Here is a 24,741-nt window from a genome sequence, read left to right on the forward strand (position 1 = left end):
AGCCAGAGCCGGATATCAATGCATTGCTCCCCTGGAACTTCTCACATTAATAACCGCCCCGTGGGTTTATGGGGCGCATACGCTTCTTTGGCTCTAGAGGAAGGATCATTGGGAGGTAAAGATTGAAATTATGTCGTCGTAAACTTAAAGCGTTTTTGCATAGTTAGGCATATCTCTCTAGTTGTGAAATACAATATGAATATATGCCCATATGCTAATTAGATGCGGATAATAAGGTGGACACTTACCTAATAAGCACCTCTATTAAGGTTAGTGTCCGGTTCTAAGAGTTGGTTCGCTCACAACTAGGAAACACGGGTCCCTAATTAATAGCTGCAGCTCTAACTACCGATTGTTCCAACAACTCTTGGCTTCTTGCAGATAATTTTCATCTTGAGTTAAACGACGAACTATCTCTTCGACAGCCTGTTGCGAGTATATGTGTCTGTTAGCCAGAGCTTGATGATGATGAAACTCATTGTTACTCCTTTTCCATTTCAATTTACCTACAATCGCTTGAAAACAATTGTTGTTGAAAGTTGGCTCGCCTTTTTTATCCTTAGCAACCAAGCAGCGTTTCAATTTAGTTGGTTCGAAGCGTACTTTTAACTGTTCGTTAATAGCCCTAATCGCTGTTGCTTGGCTATATTTATGTGATTGTTCTGGATCAACCGTTTTTTGAACAATCAAGGCATTCTTAAGCTGCTCTAGATCCTCTGCTTTCCCGTTGGCCTTAGCGATAATTATTTGGCCTTCTGCATCATCCTTCGCATACACCAGCGAGACATTGATAGGTATCGCAAACTCGATATCATTTGTCCGTTCTATCTCGTCCTGAACTGTTTTAGCTAACTCCAACATTTCCTCTGCTGCTTCACCATAATAGCTTTTCAATAGTGATTTGGGTGGTAACTTGAAATCGCCCACTAAAGAGATCATTCCAGAATGCTGAGACTGTAAAAATTGAACTTCAGTGAATTCTTCAAATTTCGATGAATAGTTAAGGATTCCTGCTTGGAATACACGTGATGCCAAACCTTGAAGCTCAGGCATTAGCAGATGAACGGCATCATCTCGCCATCCAGCGATAAGCTCGATATTCTTACGTGTTTTATCACCACTCTTAAATACTTTATCTAGACAATTCCGCAAAGAAATAGTTTGCTTAATGCCCTTTTTGGTCGGCTTACAGTAAATTGCCATTTCACCATCAGACTCGATAATCATCGACTTCAGTAACTGCTCCCAGGATGTTGAGAATAGCATCACGAACCCATCAAGTTTGTTCTCTAGTGACGGTCGGTTATACAGTTCGAGTGCCAGCATCATGTTGTCGCGGGATTTTTTGATTAGAGCCTTAGCTAGATTTGATTTACACTTGTGGCCTAATTCTTGATAATGCTTACTTTGGGACAAGCGCTTTTTGAATTCAACGAAGCCTATATCTAAGGTGTTAACTGCTTCATACTCATCACCATCTAGAAAGGATAAGAACTGGGTAATTTGCCCTTTGCTAAAGTAAGAATTGAAAGTGTTTGGTTTCCAGCCAGTGGCACCTATGACTTCTTGCTTAGTAAATGTTTTTTGTTGGCGTTGCTTCTCCTTTAGAAACTCAAAAAACTTTTTCTGTGCACTATCTCTCGACATACATACCTTCGTTACTGATTAAAGTAAAAAAACCAAACTCAAGATATCAAACTCATTTCATTTATTCTTTGATAATTACGCGTTTTTTAGAGTCGAGATACCAGGAAAAATCAGACACAAGAATACACAGAAACACTACCACCGGACTCAGACCAGAAACATAGAAATTCAGCCTTGGGTATGGTGGCACGAAAATTACACACAGTTCATCAACACAGGAAATTTACACAGGGAACAGGAGATAGACAGGAGGGAAAATTTGGAAAGTGATAACTCCAAACTTCAGGCACAAAAAAACCAGCTCGAAGCTGGTTTATTGTTTAAGGTAATAACCTTCTAAGTTCGATATTTAATTATCAAACTAAAATATGGAGGCGCGTCCCGGAGTCGAACCGAGGTCCACGGATTTGCAATCCGCTGCATAGCCACTCTGCCAACGCGCCTTATATTTAGATGGTGCCCCGGGCCGGACTTGAACCGGCACAACGCGAACGTCGAGGGATTTTAAATCCCTTGTGTCTACCAATTCCACCACCAGGGCACGCAATTCTTGATTGCGATGCTCCTAACCAATGTGCTTTATAAAAAAGCGGTTAGACACCATCTTTGATACTGAGTACATCAATATCGCAAAATTTGGAGCGACACACGAGGTTCCCGATCTTCGAGGAGCTAGGCGTGACCTCAACCTTGGCAAGGTTGCGCTCTACCAGCTGAGCTAGTGTCGCAAATGGAGGCGCGTCCCGGAGTCGAACCGAGGTCCACGGATTTGCAATCCGCTGCATAGCCACTCTGCCAACGCGCCTTATATTTAGATGGTGCCCCGGGCCGGACTTGAACCGGCACAACGCGAACGTCGAGGGATTTTAAATCCCTTGTGTCTACCAATTCCACCACCAGGGCACGCAATTCTTGATTGCGATGCTCCTAACCAATGTGCTTTATAAAAAAGCGGTTAGACACCATCTTTGATACTGAGTACATCAATATCGCAAAATTTGGAGCGACACACGAGGTTCCCGATCTTCGAGGAGCTAGGCGTGACCTCAACCTTGGCAAGGTTGCGCTCTACCAGCTGAGCTAGTGTCGCAAATGGAGGCGCGTCCCGGAGTCGAACCGAGGTCCACGGATTTGCAATCCGCTGCATAGCCACTCTGCCAACGCGCCTTCGTGTTACATATAAAAGCAGTCTTTCGACTTACCGCTTAACGAGTCTCCCCGCTGCGGTACGAGGTGTAATTTACTGATTTTAAATAATGAGTCAATGAAAAAATGTCGATTTTCTTTCAACTGCTCAAAAAGCAACAAAAGCAGCGATAAACCATGCAAAAACTGATCAATAACACAACACACCCTGTTTGCACTGAAGACGCACAGCTTAAAACAATAAAGGCCGCAGTGCGGCCTTTATGATTCAAAAACGAAGCTGAACTAGCTAACACTCCACTGTGACAGCGAGCGCTTAAAGTCGTCGTAGCCAAACTCGTTCAGTTTTTCGATGTCCCCATTCTGACGCTGACAGTACACCGACGGCATCTTCAAACCGTTAAACCAATTGAGCTTCACCATGGTATAGCCTGCGCTGTCCATAATATGGAGGCGCTGACCAATCTCCAGCGGCTGCTCAAACTGAGTCACACAGAACTGGTCGCCCGCCAGACAAGAACAGCTACCAATCACATACTGATGATCGCCGCTGTCGCTTGCTTCTGCGATAGAGGCAGGCTCATCGTAGATTAACGTATCAAGACGGTGCGCTTCGGTCGCACTATCTACAATCGCTGTCTTGACTTCGTTTTCAACGATATCAACCACGGTAACAACCAAATCCGTCGTCTTGGTGATGATAGCCTCACCCGGCTCCAAATACAGCTGAACACCGTGCTTTTCAGAGAATGCCTTCAATGCCGCAGCCAGCTTTTCAAGCTGGTAACCCGGCCAGGTAAAGAACACGCCACCGCCCAGACTCACCCAATCAAGCTTATTCAGATATGGACCGAACTGCTCAGAAATAGCATCGAGCAAAGCGATAAAGGCATCAACGTCTTTGTTCTCACAGTTCATGTGGAACATCACACCGTCCAGCGTTTCAAACACTGACGGGTCGATATTGTCTGCCTGAACACCCAAGCGCGAGAACTTACGCGCCGGGTTCGCCAAATCCTGACCGGCATAGCTCACGCCCGGGTTCAAACGCAGCCCTAACGACGCCTTGCCTTCAACAAGATGACGGTAAGCCGCCAGCTGGCTTTGCGAGTTGAAAATCATCTTGTCGCAGATATCAGCCACTTCTTTGACGTCATCTTCGCTGTAGCCAACGCTGTATGCGTGCGTCTCGCCACCGAAAGTTTCATAGCCCAGCTTCACTTCATACGGACCACTGCTGGTCGTACCGTCCAAATAAGGCTTTATGATGTCGAATACGCCCCAGGTCGAGAAGCACTTCAGAGCCAATACCAGCTTCACGCCAGACAGCTCTTTCAGCAGCTTGGCCTTCTCCAGATTGGCAATCAGCTTTTCTTCATCAATCATGAAGAAAGGGGTTTTTAGATCAGTCTTGTTCATTGTTCGGTCCGTGTATTGCAGATCCGTAAACTAAATAAAGCTGGTATCGGAATACCAGCTTTATCAATACTATTTATTTTGGGGTTAAGTTGTTACTTAAGGATGTTGATCAGAGGCTGACCCACTTCCAGCTCTTGTACGTGCCAGTCCAGACCGATACCCGGCATTGTTTCCAGGAACGGATCCGGGTCTAGCTGTTCCATGTTGAACACGCCAGCTTCTGCCCAAGTACCGCGGAAGTACTGAAGCGCAGCAGAGATAGCCGGAACACCAGTGGTGTAAGAAATCGCCTGATGCTCAACATCTTCGTAAGCTACTTCGTGATCAGCATTGTTGTAGATGAACACGCTGCGCTCTTTGCCGTCTTTTTTACCCTGAACCCAAGTACCGATACAGGTCTTACCGGTGTAGCCCGGCGCCAGAGACGTTGGATCTGGCAGGATAGCCTTCAGTACTTTCAGCGGCTCAACCACAGTACCGTCTTGTAGCGTTACAGGATCCGGGCTTAGCAGGCCGATATCGCGCATGCAGTTGAAGTAGTTCAGGTATTTGTCACCAAAGCCCATCCAGAATTCGATACGCTTGGCAGGAATGAATTCCTTCATAGAGCGAACTTCATCGTGCGCCATCGAGTAAACTTTGTGGCTGCCTACTTCCGGGAAGTCGAACTCCATCATACGGGTGTGACATGGTACCTGCTTCCACTCACCATCTTCCCAGTAAAAAGAATCACCCTGGATTTCCAGCATGTTTGTTTCTGGATCGAAGTTAGTTGCGAACTTCTTGCCGTGATCACCGGCGTTAACATCCATCACATCGATAGTGTCGATTTCATCAAACAGGTGCTTAACCGCATAAGCGGCAAATACGCTTACTACGCCCGGATCGAAACCGGCACCAAGAATGCCTGTGATACCCGCTTCTTTGAATTTCTCGCGGTAGCCCCACTGCCAATCGTAGGCCTGTGGAACCTGCTGGCCTTCAGAGCACAGGTCAACCGCTACAGATGTATCCAGGTAAGATACCTTGGCCTGGTAACACGCTTCCATGATTGCCATGTTCACCCATGGAGGACCAGCGTTGATAACCAGATCAGGCTGTACTTCCTTGATCAGGGCAACCAATGCTTCAACGTCGTCAGCATTTACAGCGCGTGCTTCCAGCTTCTTTGATGGATCTTTCAGGTTGTTCTTCTTCTGGATCGACGCAATGATTTTTTCGCACTTAGAAACAGTACGGGATGCAATCGTAATATCACCAAGAACGTCGTTGTTTTGAGCTGCTTTATGCGCAATTACCCAGCCAACACCACCAGCACCAATTTGTAGAATAGCCATCGTTATTTTCTTCCGTTAATAATCAATACGTTTTAGAACGCTGGTGCTGCCACAACTGTTTCCAGCCAGTGCGCAGCAGCACCTATTGTTAGTAAATCAATTAATCAACCAGCGTACGGGCCAGATCATTAATATCGTTAAGTAAGGTTTCGAAATCAGCCATCGTCAGACACGGGTTCAGAATAGTGAACTTAAGTGCCACTTTTCCGTCGACCACGGTTTCACCCAATACAGCAACACCTTTCACCAGAGCTTCAATACGCAGCTGCTTGTTGAACTGATCGATATCGACTGTTTGATCGCCAAGGGAGCGGAACAATACCGTCGACAAAGCGGGATCGGCCAGCAATTCAAAGTCAGCAGACTGATTGATCAAATCGGCAACCTGCTGCGCCTGTCCCAGCAAATGATCATACATCGCGCCAAGCGCCTGGGTGCCCACACACTGCATCGTCATCAGCACTTTCAGTGCATCAAAGCGCTTAGTAGTAGCAATCGACTTGTCGACCAGGTTTGGCAGCAGATCATCTTCACGATTCAGGTAATCAGCATGGTGCAGCAGGTATTTAAAGTGCTCTTTGTCTTTCAGCAATACCGCACCGCAGCTGATTGGCTGATAGAACAACTTATGGAAGTCCACGCTGAGCGAGTCTGCTCGCTCAATACCGTGCAAGCGCGTCTTATGGCGGCTCAAGATCAACGCGCCACCGTAGGCGCCATCAACATGCAGCCACAGGTTGTGCTGCTGGGCAACATCTGCCAGACCAGCCAGGTCATCAATCGCACCGTGATCGGTCGTCCCTGCTGTACCCACAAGGGCAAACGGCATCAAGCCTTCGCTTTTCATCGACTCTATGGTCGTCACCAGCGAGGCCAGCTTGATTGTGCCATCTGGGTTGGTATCGACACACTCCACGGCATGTTCACCCAGTCCAAGCAGCGATGCAGATTTCTGTACCGTGAAGTGAGACTTCTTAGAACATAGGATACGCAGTTTGCCCGCATAATCCGGCAAACCTTCTTTTTGGATGTTATGGCCGGAAATCGTATCTGCCGCCCAGTCACGTGCCAGCAACAAGCCCATCAGGTTGCTCTGGGTACCACCACTGGTAAACACGCCATCAGCCTGCTCGCCAAGCTCATAAACACCGCACAACCAATCGACAACCTTCTGTTCCACATAAGTTGCAGAACTTGCCTGATCCCATGAGTCCATTGACTGGTTCAATGAGCTGATAAATGCCTCGGCGGCAACCGCTGGCAATAAAGGCGGTGTATGCAGATGCGCAATGCAGCTTGGATGCTGAACCATGATCGAGTTCTTGGCGATCAGTTCTCCAGTCTGCTCAATGACTGTCTCCAGCGGCAGCTGCTGATCGTCCAGCTCGATGTTGTTGATCAAGTTTTTCAGTACCAGCGGCTCGAGCCCTGAGTACGGCGCATCAGCCGCTTCGAAAACTTGTTTCAGAACTTGTGTGGTCTGGTTTAGCGCAACCTCAAGCTCGTCTGCACCGCCTTCACCGGTGTGGATGAAGTACGAACGCCACTGCTCCTGATCCGATTCCGCATTGGCTTCTGAAATTGTTGCCGGGCCAGCTGTAGCAAGAATGGCCTTGCTCAACGCTTCGAGGGCAAAATCAATTTGCTCGTAGCTAATAATCAACGGTGGCAGAAAACGCAGAACAGAACCCTGACGTCCGCCTTTTTCGATGATCAGACCACGCTCCAACGCAGCGCGCTGGATATTCGCCGTCATTTCAGGATCGGCTTCAGGCTCACCGAACTTGTTCTTCTGATTGTTTGGCTTAACAATCTCAACACCCAGCATCAAACCTTTGCCGCGTACTTCAGCGATACAATCGGTATATCCGGCAATGCGCTCCAGGCCCTCACGCAGGTACTGGCCAGCTTTTTCGGCATGCTCTACCAGGTGATCACGACGAATAATTTCCAACGCTTTTGCACCGGTCGCCATTGCCAGCTGGTTACCACGGAATGTGCCGGTATGCTCACCCGGACGCCAGGTATCAATCGACTTGTCAAAGAGCAATACAGACATCGGCAGACCGCCACCGACAGCTTTCGACAAACAAAGAATGTCTGGGGTAATGCCTGATTCTTCAAACGCAAAACGGTGACCGGTTTTACCGATACCACACTGGATTTCATCAAGGATCAGCAGAATGCCATGTTCTTTGGTGATACGACGCAGCTCTTGTAGCCAGAAAGCCGGAGCCGGGATCACCCCACCCTCGCCTTGCACAGGCTCAACAATGATCGCCGCGGGTTTCTGTACGCCGCTTTCATCGTCGCTCAGCATACGTTCGATATAACGAATGCTTTGTTTGGCTCCTTCATTGCCTTTCAGGCCGAACGGGCAGCGCAGGCTATATGGGAACGGCAGGAAGTGGACATCTGCCATCAGCCCCTGACGACGCTCTTTCGTCCCCAGGTTACCCATCAACGCCATGGTTCCGTTAGTCATACCATGGTAGGCACCATGGAAAGCCGCCATCGTGTTTCGGCCAGTGGTTTGCTTGGCCAGTTTAATCGCCGCTTCTACAGCGTCGGCACCGGAAGGGCCACAGAACTGAATACGGGCGTTGGCTGCAAAATCATCCGGTAGGAAGTTCATCACTTCTTTGATGAATTTATCTTTGGCCGGGGTTGTCATATCCAGAGTCTGGTACGGCAGCCCCTGGTTTAGCTGTTCGATAATTGCCTGGTTGATTTCTGGGTGGTTATAACCCAGAGCCAGTGTTCCGGCACCAGCCAGACAGTCTAGAAATAGTTGGCCTCGGCTATCTTCCACCAGCGCGCCTGATGCTTTCTTGATAGCAAGAGGCAGCCTTCTCGGATAGGAGCGCACTTCCGACTCATAATGCTCCTGACTCAGCAGCAGTTCATCGGGTGTCAAATCGTACAATTCATGTACAACCGGTACGTTTGAGGCTAGCTTGATATCGTCTAAATCAAACACATTACTCATGGGTGTCATCCAATAATTAACACGTCATATGAAACATGACGCTCGGCAGAACATACCTGAGGTAATATCCGACTCAACTTATATAGCATGCAATCTGATTAATACATTACATAGCCACATAGAGGGTCATTAGGATTGTCAGGTATTCTTTTCCTGCCGGTAAACACAAAGATACCATCAGCCAAAAGCTAATGAGGTAACAGGTTTACAGCAAAAAGCTGAAATGATTTAGATAGGAAATATCAAGGTTCAGTAATAATACTGCAGTTAGGTAAGACTAAGCTGATTTGGGTTTTCAATGTTAGTGTTTTCAATGTTGGGTTCCTTCAATATGCTCCTGCTCTATTTGGTGGCAGGTCCGCGCTATTAATGCCCTTCTACTGACGAAAGGTTCGCCAGTACCTACGGCACGTTGTGACACAATCAGCCTGAATTCATCACAACGCATATGTCTCAGTAATACTGCCCCCTGAGATTGCGCAGAAAAGTAACATATTGTGTGTCTGGATGCCAAGTGTTATTTCACAAGCTGCCCGCCCCTATCAAAACTGAGATTATCCTCTCTTATATATAGCGATAACGACACTTTGCCTAACCGCATCCGTTGACACTTTTTTAATACAATGTGACTCGCCTTAAGGATATAAACCTGATTTCACAACAGAACATGAAGCAGTTCAAAAATCATACAACAGAGTTATGTTAGGTTAATCAACAGGAATCAAAGTTAATTTAAACTACGTCTCGGCATGGTGATCGTTATGAACAGTCATTTTCTGTCAAAGAAGAAACTATCGGCTTGTATAGGCCAGCTCCTCCCCTGAGGTAAAACATACGCTGACAGTCTGTCAAGCATGGCTTACTTCATCTCTCTGGCAAAACTCAACTTCCACCTCAAAATCACGATACCCGATCCCGGTTAATTTCAGCTTCTCTCTTCATTCATCAATTAATTTAATACTTTGGGCGTAGCTCTGCTTTCATTCGCCCTAAAAACAATGATAAGGAAATAATATGGAAATTATCCTCGGTATTGCTGCACTACTGGCAGCATTGGGTTTGTTTTCAGTATTCAGTTTCAAGGCTCCCAACGGCAGTGCGGCTATGAGTGGTCTTGCTGATGCCGCCATTGCGACCTTTCTGGTTGAAGCCATTCATAAATATGTCATGGGGAACCTGCTTGGCATCGAGTATTTGGCTGATTTTGGCAACATGGTCGGTGGCATGGGGGGTGTCGCGGCGGCTACTCTCGTCATGCTACGAATGGGAGTACAACCTGTCTTTGCCATCGTCACGGGTCTAGCTATGGCTAATCTCGGGATCCTCGAGGGCTTCATTGCCGGTTACCTGTTCTCTTTCGCAACACCGCTATTTAAGAAATACCTTCCCGAAGGCGTCGATGTCATTGTCGGTGTCTTGACCCTGGCACCACTGGCCAGACTACTTGGTATCTTCATAAGCCCGGGACTGGATATGCTGATGGGCACACTGGCCAATATGATCACCGAAGCTACCCTGCTATCGCCGCTTGCTATGGGCTTCTTGCTAGGCGGACTGATTAAGATGGTCTGTACTTCACCGCTCAGCTCAATGGCACTCACAGCTATGCTCGGTTTGACGGGCTTGCCGATGGGAATTGCAGCCATCGCCTGTGTCGGTGGTTCATTTACCAACGGGTATATTTTCCACAGCCTCAAGCTCGGCAAGTCCAGTAACACCGTTAGTGTGATGCTGGAACCTCTCACTCAGGCCCATATCGTTACCCGTAACCCTGTGCCTATTTTTATGTCGAACTTCCTCGGTGGTGCCATGGCAGGTACCATCGCCGCCTACTTCGGTATTATCAATGATGCCCCAGGCAGTGCAGCACCGATTCCAGGACTGCTAGCCTCTATCGCCTTCAACGATCCGCTAACACTGTTTATGGCAGTGGTTGCTGCCGCTTTCGCAGGCGTTGTCGGTGGTGTCATTGGTAACCAGATCTATAAACGTTTGTTGGCTGACCGTGTTCCATTACAACAATTTGTAAATGGTTAATCATCAAAAGTAAGACACAACGTCGATATAGGCTTACCCTTTGGTAAGCCTTTCTTTTCTTCCGCAATACTTCTTATTAATCCAGTCATCACTAACGTGATCAACAGAGCAAAACGAGCACCTCAATTCATTCATTTACTAAATGTCTTACATTTAATTGCTATAATTCAACAACCCTAGAAATTGTTGCAAAAAGTATACTAATAATGCGAAACACCGATGACTTCCTGATTTTTTACCACCTGATCGAACAAGGCTCTTTCAGCAAAGCTGCCGAGCAGGTTGGTTTAACCAAATCCGTTGTCAGTAAACGTATCACCCGACTTGAAGAAGAGCTTGGCGTACAGCTTCTATACCGCACAACACGCAAACTTACCCTGAGTGAGGCCGGTGAAGTCTTCTTCAGTCATGCCCGCGAGGTATACCTTTCGGTACAAAATGCTGAGGATGCGATGAGCGGCCTTGGTGAGAGCCTTTCCGGCAGTATCCGTATCACCGTTCCGACAATTTCCGGAGAGCTGATTTTACCTCAGGCCATCGCCGAATTTAGCGATAAGTACCCTGAGATCACGGTTCATATGGATCTGGACAATCGTTTCGTCGACATAGTCGAGGAAGGCTATGATCTGGCCATCCGCACCGGTGTGCTTCCGGACTCAAGTTTTATCGCCCGCCGACTCGCTGATGCCCATTGGGTGATCTGTGGTGCTCCTGCTTACTTTGAGCGTCGCAGCGAGCCAAAGACTTACCAAGATTTGGCAGATCACAACTGTCTTGCCTATTCCTATCAAGAAACGGGAGCCACCGAATGGCTGTTCAAAGGGCCATCGTCACCTTTTACCGTTAAAGTCGCTGGCAATTTCAGTACCAACAATGCATCGGCATTAAGGCGTGCCGCGCTTATTGGACAGGGACTGGTATATGTGCCCAAAGTATTGGTCGCCGACGATCTGAGAGAAGGAAGACTGGTAGAAGTGCTACAGCACCAGGTCGCGAAGTGTCTCGGGATCTTTGCCATCTACCCCTACACTCGCCACCAACCTGCAAAAATAAAGCTATTCATTGAACACCTTTATCAATGCTATCGACAACATGAAGATAAGTTCTAGACACTAAAAAGTGTGGCCATCTCTGGCCACACTCTTCTTATATTGATACTTTCAGATATCAAATCACTAAATCAGGGTACTCATTATCGCTGCACCCACGCCGTAAACCACCATGGGTACAACCGTTCGCTTGATAATAAAACCTTCTTTATTGGCAATGCCGAGAATAGTCGATACCGCAATAATATTATTGATACACACCATATTCCCCATAGCGCCACCCACTGATTGCAACGCCAAGATTGTTGTCTGTGGCAACCCGACGTTAATGGCGATGGTTTGTTGAATAGCCCCAAAAGTAAGGTTAGACACCGTCGCCGATCCCGAGAAGAAAGCCCCAAGCGCACCAAGATAAGCCGCAACATACTGCCAGCTGGTTCCCATCAGATCGGAAAACGCCTGGCCTGTTGTCATAATGGGTGAGTTTTCACCACCCGTCATCATCAGCTTAACCATAATCAAGGCACCAACAAGCGCAATAAATGGCATCTTGATACGGTTTCCAGTTTCAGCAAACATCTGCTTCACCACACCGGCTGGTAGTCTGAACAATGGGATTGAGATCAGGACCACCAATAGGAACGGAATAAGCGCAGGTACATACAGTGTTTTATATGCCCAAGACACATCTGTGCCTAAAATGTGACTGAGTTTAAATATCAACGCCTGGCTGATACTAAAATCTCCCAACGGACCAAAGGACACACTGAACATCTCTGTGCTGTCCGTTAACATCCCCTTAATGCCAAATTGCTTGATGCGGGTAACTATCAAAATCACAATCAGCAAAATAGTCGGCGTCATTGCTTTGAAAACATCATGCGCCGCAACGGGAGCAGATGCCGTGCTTTCCGCAGATGATGGGGTTGGAACCAGGCCAAAACCACTTCGCGCCGTAATCACAGACAGCACCAAGCCGATGGCACCACCCACCAAGGCAGGAAACTCATAGTTCCATTGCGCCAGCAAGAAATAAGGCACCGTACAAGATAAAGTACTTACAAGAACAAACAGGTAATTACGGCGAATTTCATTCCAGCTCACGATAAAACGCAATGCCATAGGAGGGATAATAAAAGCAGCGATAAGATGAATGAGTGCTGTGATCTTGCCCGTTTCTAGCAAAGCGACATCATCCAGCCCCAAATTCGAGAAGCCAAACCACGTTGGTGTGCCTACCGCACCAAAAGATACTGGCACAGAGTTCATTACCAATGCCAGCATGGCAACTTTCAACGGATTGAAGCCAAGGCCTACCAATATAGGTGCCGCGATGGCTGCCGGGGTACCAAAACCGGATGCTCCTTCGATCATAAAGGCAAATGCCCAGCCAATGATCATCAACTGCGCAACCTGATTGCGGCTAATACCTTCCAGCCAGCGACGAATAACGTCCTCTGCACCTGATAGATATATCATTCGATTCAAAAGAATAGCACCAGCAACAATTGAAATCGGCGTGATTGCAGACAACATACCAGCAATGATATTGGCATTAATTAAGGTTATATCAGTGCCAAAGTAAAACAATTGCAGTGCACCGACCATTGCTGCCGTAATAGGCAAAGCAATATGAGACGGTACGCCATTCTTCTTTGTCATCATCCAAATAAGAATAACAATTGGTATCACCGATAAAAATAGGGACGTCATTAAAATATACTCCGTGTATTCAGACCCAGTTATCGCCATATAAAACAGCATGTGTATAGTAATTCGGGTCTTGCTAACTTTGACGTGTAAACTACACATCCATTTTTATTATTGAAGGCTGAGTGTATTATTATTGTGGGTTGAATATTTTAATGACCTTTTTAATTATTACCACTACCAAAACAACAGTTAGTTAACCAAACGCCTACAAATCAAATAGAAACATATTGTCAACGAAACACCCCCGATCAAAACAAACCTTATCAAACAACCACTTAAAGACAAAAATCAAAAACACCAATTATAATTAAAGAGGTATATGACACAGTAAGTTTCACAAACATTCACTATATAAACGACAAATACAAGTAAATATGACAATTTATTCAAGAGTAATCCCAATAGTTAACATGGGTTAAAAAATACAATATTGTAAACTTACAAAATAACTTATACCGCAGGCATAAATAGCGTTTAAAGGTGAAATAAAATAACAACAAAAATTAGTAGCAGCACTTGTTTATATATATTTATGATATGAAAAATTAAGATTAAATGTGAATAATATAAAATGACAAAGGTCTAACAATGCAATAATTAACCCTAAATACTTATTGCAAGGTATCTGCATTTAGGATTAATAAAAACTTTTCATTTTAGCCATAAAAAAGAGCAAGCTGTGTTGCAGCTTGCTCTTTCAATTTAAAAACATTATCCGCGGATAAATCTATAAAATTAGCTTCTACGCGCCTGACTTACTTTATCGACCAAATAGAGAATAGAGCGATACTCTATACCGCTATGTTCCGACAGACCAATCTCACAAGTGCGGCTATTCGAGTAACCTTCTTTACAGTTTTCAGGCACCTGAGCTTTGAGTGGCGACAGTGCCGACTCATTGAGCTCTGGCGTCGTAAAGCCCTTATCACCGGCGAAGCCACAACATTGAATATCTTCAGGGATTATTACCTGATTGGCACAAGCCTCGGTCACTTGCTGCATAACTCCGGCCAACCCTTTACGGCGTGAAGTACAGGTAATATGTAGCATTACAGGTTCATCCTGAGGAGTAATATCAAGGCGTGGCATCACAAAGTCCGCCACAAACTTGAACGGCTCGTAGATAGTAATATCCTTACGCAACGTATCTTTGCTCAGGCTTGCACACGGGCTGGTATCCATTAGCACAGGCAGTGTTCCCTGCTCTGATGCTGCCCATAATGCCTCTTCAAGCTGCTTGGCTTTGCTATTGGCCGTATCAACAAACCCTTTGCTCTTATACGGCATCCCACAGCACTGGCTACTTAAATCATTGGGCAGAACGACTTCATAACCTGCCTTTGCAAGCAGCGACATCGTTACTTCTGCTAACGGACGCGCATCCATAGCCTTCTTCTCGGTCCCCATATTCCTCGAAGCACAGCTCGGAAAGTAAACGACTTTTTGCTTAGACACCGAATGGATGATCAACGCCTCGGGCTTCGGCATCTTGCCTGCCGACCTTGGCATATGCGGCGTCCAGAGCGGAATTTTCTGGCCGGATATTTTATGGGCAGCCTTCGATAGCGCCTGCATATTCTTACTGCCTAGAACCGAGTGCATTCCATTCGCAGCACTGAGCCCTACCCGCGTAGCTGCAGTAATGCCATTAAAGTTGTTTGCCGTCCAACGAGCTATGCTTTTCGCCATCCCGGAATGGTCTTCACGTAGCTTGCGCATCAGATCACCGGTATTAATTCCGACAGGGCAGCGATCGGCACACAGCCCTGTGGCCGCACAGGTATTTATTCCCTGGTATTTAAATGACTTTTCCATTTCTGCCAGTCGTGCCGGATCTTCATCGGTACGACGCAAGCGGCTGATCTCACGAAATACGGTATTACGCTGCCGCGGCGTTAGCGACAGGTTGCGCGACGGGCAGACTGGTTCACAGAAGCCGCACTCAATACACTTATCAATCAAGGTATCGGCAGCCGGCATCTCCTTGAGATCTTTAACATGGGCCTGATGGTCATCATTGAGAATAACCCCCGGATTAAGGATTCCGGTACTGTCAAAGATACGCTTGATTTGCTGCATCAGGGCATAGCCTTCCTCGCCCCACTCCAACTCTACAAACGGTGCCATGTTGCGTCCGGTGCCATGTTCAGCTTTTAGCGAGCCTTGGTAGTCAACCGCAACTAGCTGAGCGACCGCATCCATAAATGCACTATATCGCTCTACCTCTTCTTCAGTATCAAATGCCTGAGTGAAGACAAAGTGCAGGTTACCGGCAAGCGCATGACCGAAAATAATCGCTTCGTGATAGTGATATTGGGTAAACAGTTCCTGCAATTCACGTACAGCAGGGGCCAGCTGTTCAATTGGGAAAGCAACATCCTCAATGATAACGGTGGTACCTGTTTCACGCACTGCGCCTACAGCGGGAAACAGCCCTTTGCGGATACCCCAAAGCTGAGCACACACTTTCGCATCACGGCTAAAGGCAACTTGCTCAATCGGTGAGAACGCGTTGATAAGTGAAGTTAACGCTTCCCTCTGCTCAGACAGCGCCTGTTCATCTTCAGCATGAATTTCGATTAATAGTGCTGCCGCCTCGGCATTGCCGTTAGCACCTAATTGGGCAATAAAGTCAGGCATTCCCGGCTCATCGGCAACAGAAGCCAGTGAACGGCTATCCATCAGCTCGACAGCGGCAACATTGGTCTTGCTGAGCTCACTGACGGCTAGGCAGGTCTTTTCGATATCAGCAAAAACAAACAGTCCCGACGCCTTGAAAGCATGGTCAACAACTGTGTTATAGGTAATATCGGCGATAAAACCCAGTGTCCCTTCCGAGCCTATCATCAGGTGCTGAAGGATCTCGATCGGATCATCATAATCCACTAGCGAGTTAAGACTGTAGCCGGTGGTATTTTTTAGACGATATTTGTGCCTGATTTTATCCGCTAGCTCAGGGGTATCGTGACAATGCTGTGCCAGAGCCGATAGGTCTGTCAGCAACACTTGATGACTTTGTTTGAATTGGGCAACACTATCGGCATCCAGCGTATTAAGAATGGTGCCATCAGCCAGGACAATGGTCATTCCGGCCAATGTCTTATAACTGTTTTGCGCCGTGCCACAACACATACCGGACGCGTTATTTGCAGCAATGCCCCCGATTTTACAGGTGTTGATAGACGCCGGATCCGGACCAATCTTACGGCCATACGGTGTCAGAAACTTATTAGCCTCTGCGCCGATGACTCCCGGCTGTAACCAGATTTGCTCGCCGTCGTTGAGAATTTTGTGATTGCGCCAGTTATTCGTGAGTGTGATAAGCACTGAATCAGATAACGCCTGCCCCGATAAGCTTGTTCCTGCCGCCCGGAAAGTCACTGGAATATTCAGGTTGTAACATGCCTTTATCGCGAAAACGACTTCATCCAAGGTATCAAGCTGAAGTATTAACTTGGGGACCAAGCGATAGAAACTAGCATCAGTACCGTATGCCAACGTTAAGGTGGGATCGGTGATAATCCGCTTATCATCAATCTGATGTTGTAATTGATCAATCAATGTCTTGTAGGGCTGCTGCATTGTGGCTCCGTGTACTTCCATATGCATAATGCATCTATTGTTATCGGTCGGGCTTGTGCTTCGCGGTGCGATTCACGCATTTATTGTAATAGCCATAGTTTAACGAGGGCGATTTAGTAAATAAATAACCTTGAATTCACAAGTTCGTTGCAAAATATCGATCAATTGGTTGAGCATACCGACACAATGCGTTCAGTCGCTTCAACCATAAACACAGAATCTTGGCCGAGTTTAAGATTAAGTATTGAGTGAGGGGGGCAAGGGTGCAGAAAGTAAAACCAAATTTCAGGCATAAAAAAACCAGCTCTAGGCTGGTCTAATGCCATCCCATCAAGATGGGATGGAGGCGCGTCCCGGAGTCGAACCGAGGTCCACGGATTTGCAATCCGCTGCATAGCCACTCTGCCAACGCGCCTTCGTTATTGCTTCTTTTTGGTAACCGTCAGAGTCATGCCCTGTTCGGTATGCGCGCCATTTTACAGAACCCACAGGGGCTGTCACGCAAAAAATGAAAAAATGAAACTGTTCGCTGCAATTTCCACCAATTCCGACAAAACATCTTCTAACATTAGGCTGAATGTTGTTGCAACTGCCTCATAGGCAACAAAAAGCGGCCTAAAGCCGCTTTTCTACAGTTCTTTCACCTATACTCAGGCATCCTCTGAATTAAGCAAATCGTCCTTTGCAGCCTTCAGGTAAATGTACATTGACCAATATGTCAGCACCATTGCCACGTACAGCGCAATATAGCCAATCCACACTAACCATTCGGTTGGGTGCCAAAGCAGAACAAGCAACGCAAACATCTGTGATCCTGTTTTGACCTTGCCAACCCAAGAAACAGCAACGCTGGAACGCTTGCCCAGTTCTGCCATCCACTCACGAAGCGCCGAGATAATAATCTCGCGACCTATCATGGTCACGGCAGGGATTGTTACCCACAAAGAATGATAATGCTCGACAACGAGCACCATTGCCGTCGCCACCATAACTTTATCGGCAACAGGATCGATAAAAGCACCAAAGCGCGTCGTCTGATTAAGCTTGCGAGCCAGATACCCATCAAACCAATCTGTCACCCCGGCTACAAAGAAGATCAATGCGGTCGCGAACGGCGCCCAAGTGTAAGGCAGATAGAATGTGACCACAAAAAATGGGATAAGCAATAGCCGGATGAAGCTGAGGATATTTGGAATCGTTAAACGCATAATTTATTAGTTCTTATGATTGACTTCATTAGGGTGCCGCAAAGCTAACTGTGTTGCAATGCGTCATAAATTTTCTCGGCCAAGGACTTACTGATACCGGGTACCTTAGCGATTTCTTCTCTGCTTGCTCTTTTTAGTTCTTGTAGACCACCCATATACTTCAATAGTGCTTGTCGGCGCTTCGGTCCTATACCTTCGACATCTTCCAATGCACTACGTTTTCTGACCTTGGCTCGCTGAGCCCGGTGACCACTAATCGCGTGATTATGGCTTTCATCGCGAATATGCTGGACCAAATGCAAAGCCGGTGAATCAGACGGCATCGAGAACTCTTCCCCTGTGACCAAAAGTAGGGTTTCCAGTCCAGGTTTACGTGTGGTTCCCTTTGCCACCCCCACCAACATTGATCGCTTCGGCCACTCTTTCATCAGCGGACTAACTACATCATACGCTCTTGAGAGCTGACCTCTACCCCCATCGATAAAAATTATGTCGGGAATCTTATCTGGATCTAATTGTTTTCCATACCTTCGAGCAAGAACTTGTGCCATTGCCGCATAGTCATCTCCCCCTGTTATCCCGGTGATATTGTAACGGCGGTACTCCTGCTTTAATGGCCCGTCCTGATTAAATACCACACAGGAGGCAACGGTTTTCTCACCCATGGTATGGCTGATATCAAAACATTCCATCCGCTCGAGAATATTAAGTTTCAGTGCCTCGCTCAACGCCGTGAAACGCTGCTGAATGGTCATTTTGTGATTTAGCTTGCTGGTCAGTGCCGTGTTGGCATTTGTTTGCGCCAACTTCTGATAGCGAGCACGATTTCCACGCGACTGGGTTTTTAGCTCCACTTTCCGCCCGGCCAGCTCAGTCAATGTCTCTTCCAACACTGCTTTCTCTTCGCCCAGATCGGCTCCGAGCAAAATCACAGAAGGGATAACCCGGCCTTCTGCCTGGTTAAGATAAAACTGGCTGACAAAACTGGAAAGCACTTCCGTTAAATCGGCATCATTGGGCATTTTTGGGAAATAGCTACGGCTGCCGAGGATTTTGCCCTGACGGATATACAGCGCATGGATACAGGCCATTCCACGCTCATGGGCAATACCGATAACGTCCATATCATCTTCGTTGTCATGGCTGACAAACTGCTGCTCCTGAACCCTGCGCAAAGCCTGGATTTGATCGCGATAGGTAGCCGCTTTTTCAAAGGCAAGCTGCTGGCTGGCCTGCTCCATTTTTTCAACCATGGTGGCAATAACCTGACGATCTTTGCCCTGTAGGAACAGACGGACAAAGTTTACCTGCTCCTGGTAATCTTCGTCACTGACTAGCCCTTTCACACACGGGCCGAGACAACGACCAATCTGGTACATCAGGCACGGACGGCTACGGTTGGCATAAACGGAATCTTCGCACTGACGCACCGGAAAGATTTTTTGCAGCAAGTGTAGGCTTTCGCGTACCGCGCCCGAGTCAGGATAGGGACCGAAATACTCCCCTTTGCGTTTCTTTGCACCCCGGTGAATCATCAGTCGAGGATAGGCGTTGGCACTAAGAAAGATATAAGGATAGGACTTGTCATCACGCAGCAATACATTGTACTTGGGCAAGTACAACTTAATGTAGTTGTGCTCGAGAATCAGCGCTTCTGTCTCGGTGTGCGTCACAGTGACATCCACTTTGCGTATATTCTTCACCAAGGCACGGGTTTTCTCTCCCGACACGTTGGTACGAAAATAGCTCGACAGGCGCTTTTTCAGATCTTTGGCTTTGCCAACGTAAATGACCTCGTCAGCCTCGTCGTACATTCGGTATACGCCGGGCTGATGAGTAACAGTTTTGAGAAAGCTTTTTGAATCAAAGCTTTTTTCGTCAACAGATTCGGACACTACAACGTCTCTGTGTCTAACATTCCATGACGAATTGCAAGGTGGGTCAGCTCTACATCACCGTTGATATCCAGTTTATTGAACAGGCGATAACGATAACTGTTAACCGTTTTGGGGCTTAAGTTCAGCTGCTCAGAAATCTCTGTCACTTTCTGGCCTTTGGTGATCATCATCATGATCTGCAGCTCACGCTCAGACAGGTCTTTAAAAGGATTCTCAGAATCTGGTGCAAACTGGCTTAGCGCCATTTGTTGTGCAATTTCTGGGGATATATAGCGTTGTCCGCTATTCACCATACGGATCGCATTGACCATTTCATCCGGACCAGCACCTTTAGTCAGGTACCCCGCAGCCCCAGCCTGCATCACTTTGGTCGGGAACGGATTTTCGGTATGAATGGTTAAAACGATAATTTTGACATCGGGATTAAAACGTAAAATCTTACGTGTCGCTTCAAGGCCACCGATCCCAGGCATATTCATATCCATAAGAATGATATCCGCGTGTTCAGCACGGCACCACTTTACGGCTTCTTCACCACTGTCGGCTTCCCCTACCACTTTTATACCACGGACATCTTCAAGAAGACGTCGGATCCCTGTGCGAACCAGTTCGTGATCATCTACAAGGAATACATTAATCAAGCTGTATCTCCAATATGATTTGGCTCTGCACCCAGCCAGAATTGGCGGGATAGCTATTACTGATCTTACCCAATTTTACCCTAACTTGAAATCTGAACTGATGCTGTTTCTGTGTATCAGCGCAAAGTTTCCGCTAGAATTCATACTTGACAAAAAGGGCTCTAATACTGCTTTTTGCATGTTTGAAACTCAATCATGCTGCACAGCAGTATTTACCATATATGCAAAAAAATAAAGTATAAAATTCAATATATCCAGAAGGTTATCTGCCACAAAGGGAAATAGACTAACATCATATATATTGAGTATGTTCTTAATAGCAAGTTATCACTGATAACACTATGAGGTATAGGAAAAAATCAGCTTTACGCGAACAATTTTCGAACAAATAACAATTATCTCTTTTCATATCCATTACTTATAGACACGACAAATAAAATAACGTGCTAGAATCCAAATCGTAGCACTGTCTAACTATCGGTACAATTTTAGCTTAGAAAGCCCAATAAAAAGATCATTACAATTCTTCAGTTTCTAAGTAAATCTAAAGTTTGTATCAATTTTGCGAATATTTATGATTAGGTGGCTTATAACCTGAGTGCGTACGTGCCACCTTAGGTTTCGCAAGCACCACGATCCCCCCCGAGCCAATAGCAAAGAAGCGATTAACATTTAGACGTCTAGATGTAAGGCTTTCCTTTATTGGCCGGCTTCATGTATGATTGCCGCCGCTTATGTCTACCCACATAACCGCACTTGCACAAAATGGATATTTGCGCGCAGGCGAGAACACACTTTTGGTGTGTTTTTTTGTTCCTGTTGAATAGGTTGGCGGCCGTCTGCTTCTACTAGAGCTTTTCAGGTAGGCATGACAAAGAAAATACCCATAAAGAGTAAATTAAGGTTATGTCATGAATCTTTCAGCCAAGACAGTGGTTCTTATTGCCATCGGCGCAGCACTATATGGTATAGGCGGCCTGCCTATGTTTGGTATCCCTGTTTTTGCTAATACCACACTCAAGCCTGCTATGGCCGTACTGGCCTTGTTCAGCGTATTATTCGGGCCGCTTGTCGGTTTTCTGGTGGGCTTCATCGGCCACTGGGTAACAGACTTGTTTGCCGGCTGGGGCGTGTGGATCACCTGGGTATTGGGCTCAGGCATTGTTGGCATGCTAATCGGCCTCTATCCCAAAATCACCAAAGAGCGCCTGGAAAAAGGCCGGTTTTCAAAACTGGATTTCACCCTGTTTATCTTGCTTGCCTTTATCGGCAATGTTGTCGGTTATGGCTGCTCGGCCTTCCTTGACGCCGTCCTTTATGCTGAACCATTCACCAAAGTCTTGGCCCAACTTACCATTATTGCTGCAGGCAACACCCTGCTTATTGCCGTTGTCGGCCACTTCATTTTAACCGCCGTTGCCAAGCGAAAAAAACAAAGCTACAACCTGAAAGAGGCCTACTAGAGCATGACTATTGCGTTTTCTAACTTCTCGTTCAAGTATTGGGCATTAGAAAAGCCGACCCTAAAAAATATCAATCTCACGATTGAAAAAGGCGAGAAGGTTGTCATTGTCGGCCCGAGCGGTAGCGGCAAGTCAACCCTTGGTCAGTGCCTTAACGGCCTTATTCCGTTTGCAGTCAAGGGTGATATCACCGGAAGTCTGTCTATCAACGGCCAAGATACCCGTGAGATGGATCTCCACCAGTGTACCAACATGGTCGGCACCGTCCTGCAAGATACCGATGGCCAGTTTGTGGGGCTAAGCATTGGCGAGGATATCGCCTTCGCATTAGAAAACCAGATGGTTGAACAAAGCGAGATGCACAATATCGTTAAGCAAACGGCGAAGATGGTCGATCTGGAGGAAATGCTGGACCTGTCACCGTTCGATCTCAGCGGCGGCCAAAAGCAACGAGTCTCGCTGGCGGGTGTAATGGTAGACGATGTCGATATCCTGTTATTCGATGAGCCACTGGCAAGCCTGGACCCTAAAACGGGCAAGGCAACCATCGAAATTATCGATCAGCTACATAAGAATTCAGGCAAAACCGTCATCATTATCGAGCACCGTCTCGAAGATGTTCTTCACCGCAACGTCGACCGAATCATCCTGATGGAGCGCGGGGAAATTGTAGCTAACATGACGCCTGACGAATTGCTGGCCAGCCCGTTACTCGCCCGGCACGGGATCCGTGAACCACTTTACCTGTCGGCACTCAAAGCGGCTGGCTGCGAAGTCACCGCAGCCGACAAACCCGCCCACCTGTCGACGCTTGACCTCGACAGCTTCAAACCTCAGCTACTTAACTGGTATCAGCAAAAAGGTATCACAGAACAGAATGAGACCAGTCAGCCTCTGCTCTCGGTTAACAACCTGAGCTATTCATACGATGACCAGCGCAAGACACTGGACGATGTGAGCTTCAGCATCAATAAAGGCGAATTTGTTTCAGTCCTCGGCAAAAACGGCTCCGGAAAATCCACTCTGACCCGCTTAATCATGGGGGTACTTGACCCGGACGAAGGCAGCATTGAGTTTAACGGACTTGATCTTAACGAAAGATCTATTTTTGAACGAAGCGAGCACATCGGTGTGGTTTTGCAAAATCCGAATCACATGATTTCACACCATATGATCTTTGACGAGGTTGCCTCAGGCCTTCGCAACCGCAATGTACCGGAGCAAATGGTCGAGAAAAAGGTCCATGAGATCCTGGAACTATGCGGGCTGGGCAAATACCGCCACTGGCCAATCGAAGCACTGAGTTACGGCCAGAAAAAGCGGGTGACTATCGCCACTATCTTGGTGCTTGAGCCCGAACTGCTGATCCTGGATGAGCCGACTGCCGGACAAGACTACCATCACTATACGACTATGATGGCATTCATTCGTGAGCTCAACCAGAAGCTTGGGATCACTATCCTGATCATTTCCCATGATATGCATCTAGTGCTGGAGTATACCGATCGCTCCGTGGTCATTGCCGACAGTCAATTGCTGGCCGACCAGGCTGTCCATAGCATTTTCAGCCAACCCGAGCTGCTTGAGCAAGCTAACCTAACCGTAACTAGCCTCTATACCATGGCCAAAGCGCTGGGTATCGAGCGTATTGACAACTTTATCCGTTGCTTCATCGACCATGAGGCAAGAAAAACCGCATGAAAACAAACAAAATCAAATTTGGTATCAGCTACGCCAATACCGGTTCACCGCTGCATGCATTAAACGGCATCACCAAGTTCATTCTCTTCATGGGCTGGGTGACTATGGTACTGATCACATTTGACCTCCGAGTCATTTGCGGTCTAATCCTGGTCGGGTTCAGCTTACTGAAACTCAGTCGAGTCCCGTTTGCAACCTACAAGCCGCTAATGATAGGCACGGCATCGGTGTTGATGATGAACGCCCTGTTTATGTTCCTGATCGCCCCGCAACAGGGCGTGGAATATATGGGTAGCGAAACCGTACTGTTGGCGATGGCAGGCAACTATTCGATCACCGCAGAAACCTTGTTCTACCTGCTGACAGTGACGCTGAAGTATTTCAGCATGTTCCCTATCGCATTGGTCTTTGTATTTACCACCCACCCGACCGAATTCTCGGCCAGCTTGAACAAGCTTGGTGTCCCTTACCGCATTGCCTATGCGGTCAGCCTGACTTTGCGCTATCTGCCAGAGGTGACCAAAGACTTTATCAATATCATGCATGCCCAACAGGCTCGTGGCGTCGATATATCGAAAAACGTGCCTGTAGTGACAAGAATCAAGAATGTCGCCAAAATCCTTGGCCCACTTATTTTCTCGAGCCTGGATCGTGCCGATGTGATATCCAATGCCATGACACTAAGGGGCTTCGGACGCAACAAGAAACGCTCTTGGTATAGCCTCAAACCAATGACAAAGAACGACTATATCGTACTCGCCGTTATTGCCGGTGTACTCACGCTGGGCTTTATCAACCGCTACCAGTCTGAGCAACTATTCTGGTACCCGCTCTAAAGGCGACGGGAAGGTCATTATTTACAAGCCGCCAGCGTGCGGCTTTTATTTTGCCCTCAGCAACGGCAGCTAAAA

General features: G+C 47.0%; 14 protein-coding genes and 8 tRNA genes. 5 read left to right on the plus strand and 17 right to left on the minus strand.

The genetic code is table 11. The annotated features are described in order from the left end of the window. Nucleotides 1-345 precede the first annotated feature (345 nt). The 11 genes from BIT28_RS18195 to BIT28_RS18245 form a co-directional block, all read right to left on the minus strand. On the minus strand, nucleotides 346-1,647 hold the full coding sequence (locus BIT28_RS18195; RefSeq protein WP_075766357.1) for a DUF3644 domain-containing protein: 1,302 nt from the start codon (nucleotides 1,645-1,647) through the stop codon (nucleotides 346-348). A 369-nt stretch (nucleotides 1,648-2,016) separates the two neighbouring features. After that, a tRNA-Cys gene (locus BIT28_RS18200) sits at nucleotides 2,017-2,090 on the minus strand. A gap of 11 nt (nucleotides 2,091-2,101) precedes the next feature. Beyond that, a tRNA-Leu gene (locus tag BIT28_RS18205) sits at nucleotides 2,102-2,188 on the minus strand. A gap of 96 nt (nucleotides 2,189-2,284) precedes the next feature. Further along, nucleotides 2,285-2,375 (minus strand) — tRNA-Gly (locus BIT28_RS18210). 3 nt (nucleotides 2,376-2,378) lie between these two features. Beyond that, nucleotides 2,379-2,452 (minus strand) — tRNA-Cys (locus tag BIT28_RS18215). Between the two features lie 11 nt (nucleotides 2,453-2,463). Then, a tRNA-Leu gene (locus tag BIT28_RS18220) sits at nucleotides 2,464-2,550 on the minus strand. A gap of 96 nt (nucleotides 2,551-2,646) precedes the next feature. Next, nucleotides 2,647-2,737 (minus strand) — tRNA-Gly (locus BIT28_RS18225). Nucleotides 2,738-2,740: 3 nt separating this feature from the next. Next, nucleotides 2,741-2,814 (minus strand) — tRNA-Cys (locus BIT28_RS18230). A gap of 264 nt (nucleotides 2,815-3,078) precedes the next feature. Further along, nucleotides 3,079-4,212, minus strand: coding sequence for a carboxynorspermidine decarboxylase (gene nspC / locus BIT28_RS18235; RefSeq protein WP_075766359.1), 1,134 nt, complete (start codon nucleotides 4,210-4,212; stop codon nucleotides 3,079-3,081). A 92-nt stretch (nucleotides 4,213-4,304) separates the two neighbouring features. Next, nucleotides 4,305-5,549 (minus strand): carboxynorspermidine synthase, encoded by a 1,245-nt coding sequence (locus BIT28_RS18240; RefSeq protein ID WP_075766361.1) that lies wholly within the window; start codon nucleotides 5,547-5,549, stop codon nucleotides 4,305-4,307. A 100-nt stretch (nucleotides 5,550-5,649) separates the two neighbouring features. After that, on the minus strand, nucleotides 5,650-8,538 hold the full coding sequence (locus BIT28_RS18245; protein ID WP_075766363.1) for a pyridoxal phosphate-dependent class III aminotransferase: 2,889 nt from the start codon (nucleotides 8,536-8,538) through the stop codon (nucleotides 5,650-5,652). 1,014 nt (nucleotides 8,539-9,552) lie between these two features. Here BIT28_RS18245 and BIT28_RS18250 point away from each other — a divergent pair. Together BIT28_RS18250 and BIT28_RS18255 are read left to right on the plus strand one after the other, a co-directional pair. Beyond that, a complete protein-coding gene (locus BIT28_RS18250; RefSeq protein ID WP_075766365.1) occupies nucleotides 9,553-10,575 on the plus strand; it encodes a PTS sugar transporter subunit IIC in 1,023 nt (340 codons plus the stop codon). A 206-nt stretch (nucleotides 10,576-10,781) separates the two neighbouring features. Next, nucleotides 10,782-11,684, plus strand: a complete 903-nt coding sequence (locus BIT28_RS18255; protein ID WP_075766367.1) for a LysR family transcriptional regulator — start codon at nucleotides 10,782-10,784, stop codon at nucleotides 11,682-11,684. Between the two features lie 66 nt (nucleotides 11,685-11,750). Here the strand turns inward: BIT28_RS18255 and BIT28_RS18260 are convergent, their stop codons facing one another. The 6 genes from BIT28_RS18260 to uvrY all read right to left on the minus strand — a co-directional run bounded on the left by BIT28_RS18260 (nucleotide 11,751) and on the right by uvrY (nucleotide 20,666). Further along, nucleotides 11,751-13,337 (minus strand): L-lactate permease, encoded by a 1,587-nt coding sequence (locus tag BIT28_RS18260; RefSeq protein WP_075766369.1) that lies wholly within the window; start codon nucleotides 13,335-13,337, stop codon nucleotides 11,751-11,753. Nucleotides 13,338-14,072: 735 nt separating this feature from the next. Further along, the gene (locus BIT28_RS18265; RefSeq protein ID WP_075766371.1) at nucleotides 14,073-16,919 is read right to left on the minus strand and encodes an FAD-binding and (Fe-S)-binding domain-containing protein; all 2,847 of its coding nucleotides are present in this window, start codon (nucleotides 16,917-16,919) and stop codon (nucleotides 14,073-14,075) included. Nucleotides 16,920-17,260: 341 nt separating this feature from the next. Next, a tRNA-Cys gene (locus BIT28_RS18270) sits at nucleotides 17,261-17,334 on the minus strand. A gap of 235 nt (nucleotides 17,335-17,569) precedes the next feature. Further along, nucleotides 17,570-18,127 (minus strand): CDP-diacylglycerol--glycerol-3-phosphate 3-phosphatidyltransferase, encoded by a 558-nt coding sequence (pgsA, locus tag BIT28_RS18275; protein ID WP_075766373.1) that lies wholly within the window; start codon nucleotides 18,125-18,127, stop codon nucleotides 17,570-17,572. A gap of 44 nt (nucleotides 18,128-18,171) precedes the next feature. Next, nucleotides 18,172-20,022 (minus strand): excinuclease ABC subunit UvrC, encoded by a 1,851-nt coding sequence (uvrC, locus tag BIT28_RS18280; protein WP_075766375.1) that lies wholly within the window; start codon nucleotides 20,020-20,022, stop codon nucleotides 18,172-18,174. Then, nucleotides 20,022-20,666 carry a UvrY/SirA/GacA family response regulator transcription factor gene (gene uvrY / locus BIT28_RS18285; RefSeq protein WP_075766377.1) on the minus strand — a complete coding sequence of 215 codons (645 nt, stop codon included), beginning with the start codon at nucleotides 20,664-20,666 and terminating at the stop codon, nucleotides 20,022-20,024. The genes uvrC and uvrY overlap by 1 nt, the downstream gene beginning before the upstream one ends. 911 nt (nucleotides 20,667-21,577) lie before the next feature. On the opposite strand from uvrY, the gene BIT28_RS18290 reads away from it, so the two are divergent. The 3 genes from BIT28_RS18290 to BIT28_RS18300 are packed head-to-tail and all read left to right on the plus strand — an operon-like array spanning nucleotide 21,578 to nucleotide 24,666. Continuing rightward, nucleotides 21,578-22,129, plus strand: coding sequence for an ECF-type riboflavin transporter substrate-binding protein (locus BIT28_RS18290; RefSeq protein ID WP_075766379.1), 552 nt, complete (start codon nucleotides 21,578-21,580; stop codon nucleotides 22,127-22,129). Nucleotides 22,130-22,132: 3 nt separating this feature from the next. Further along, on the plus strand, nucleotides 22,133-23,830 hold the full coding sequence (locus BIT28_RS18295) for an ABC transporter ATP-binding protein (RefSeq protein WP_075766381.1): 1,698 nt from the start codon (nucleotides 22,133-22,135) through the stop codon (nucleotides 23,828-23,830). Further along, nucleotides 23,827-24,666: an energy-coupling factor transporter transmembrane component T family protein gene (locus BIT28_RS18300; protein WP_075766383.1), complete on the plus strand. Its 840-nt coding sequence runs from the start codon at nucleotides 23,827-23,829 to the stop codon at nucleotides 24,664-24,666. Before BIT28_RS18295 ends, BIT28_RS18300 begins: the two co-directional genes overlap by 4 nt. Nucleotides 24,667-24,741: the final 75 nt, after the last annotated feature.

This window comes from Photobacterium proteolyticum (assembly GCF_001939735.1).
Classification (GTDB): Bacteria; Pseudomonadota; Gammaproteobacteria; order Enterobacterales; family Vibrionaceae; genus Photobacterium; species Photobacterium proteolyticum.

Coding starts and splice junctions, on each gene's coding strand:
- BIT28_RS18295 (WP_075766381.1), top strand. CDS start 22,133: ATGACTATTGCGTTTTCTAACTTCTCGTTCAAGTATTGGGCATTAGAA.
- BIT28_RS18290 (WP_075766379.1), top strand. CDS start 21,578: ATGAATCTTTCAGCCAAGACAGTGGTTCTTATTGCCATCGGCGCAGCA.
- BIT28_RS18195 (WP_075766357.1), bottom strand. CDS start 1,647: ATGTCGAGAGATAGTGCACAGAAAAAGTTTTTTGAGTTTCTAAAGGAG.
- BIT28_RS18300 (WP_075766383.1), top strand. CDS start 23,827: ATGAAAACAAACAAAATCAAATTTGGTATCAGCTACGCCAATACCGGT.
- BIT28_RS18240 (WP_075766361.1), bottom strand. CDS start 5,549: ATGGCTATTCTACAAATTGGTGCTGGTGGTGTTGGCTGGGTAATTGCG.
- nspC (WP_075766359.1), bottom strand. CDS start 4,212: ATGAACAAGACTGATCTAAAAACCCCTTTCTTCATGATTGATGAAGAA.
- BIT28_RS18255 (WP_075766367.1), top strand. CDS start 10,782: ATGCGAAACACCGATGACTTCCTGATTTTTTACCACCTGATCGAACAA.
- BIT28_RS18265 (WP_075766371.1), bottom strand. CDS start 16,919: ATGCAGCAGCCCTACAAGACATTGATTGATCAATTACAACATCAGATT.
- BIT28_RS18250 (WP_075766365.1), top strand. CDS start 9,553: ATGGAAATTATCCTCGGTATTGCTGCACTACTGGCAGCATTGGGTTTG.
- BIT28_RS18260 (WP_075766369.1), bottom strand. CDS start 13,337: ATGACGTCCCTATTTTTATCGGTGATACCAATTGTTATTCTTATTTGG.
- BIT28_RS18245 (WP_075766363.1), bottom strand. CDS start 8,538: ATGAGTAATGTGTTTGATTTAGACGATATCAAGCTAGCCTCAAACGTA.
- pgsA (WP_075766373.1), bottom strand. CDS start 18,127: ATGCGTTTAACGATTCCAAATATCCTCAGCTTCATCCGGCTATTGCTT.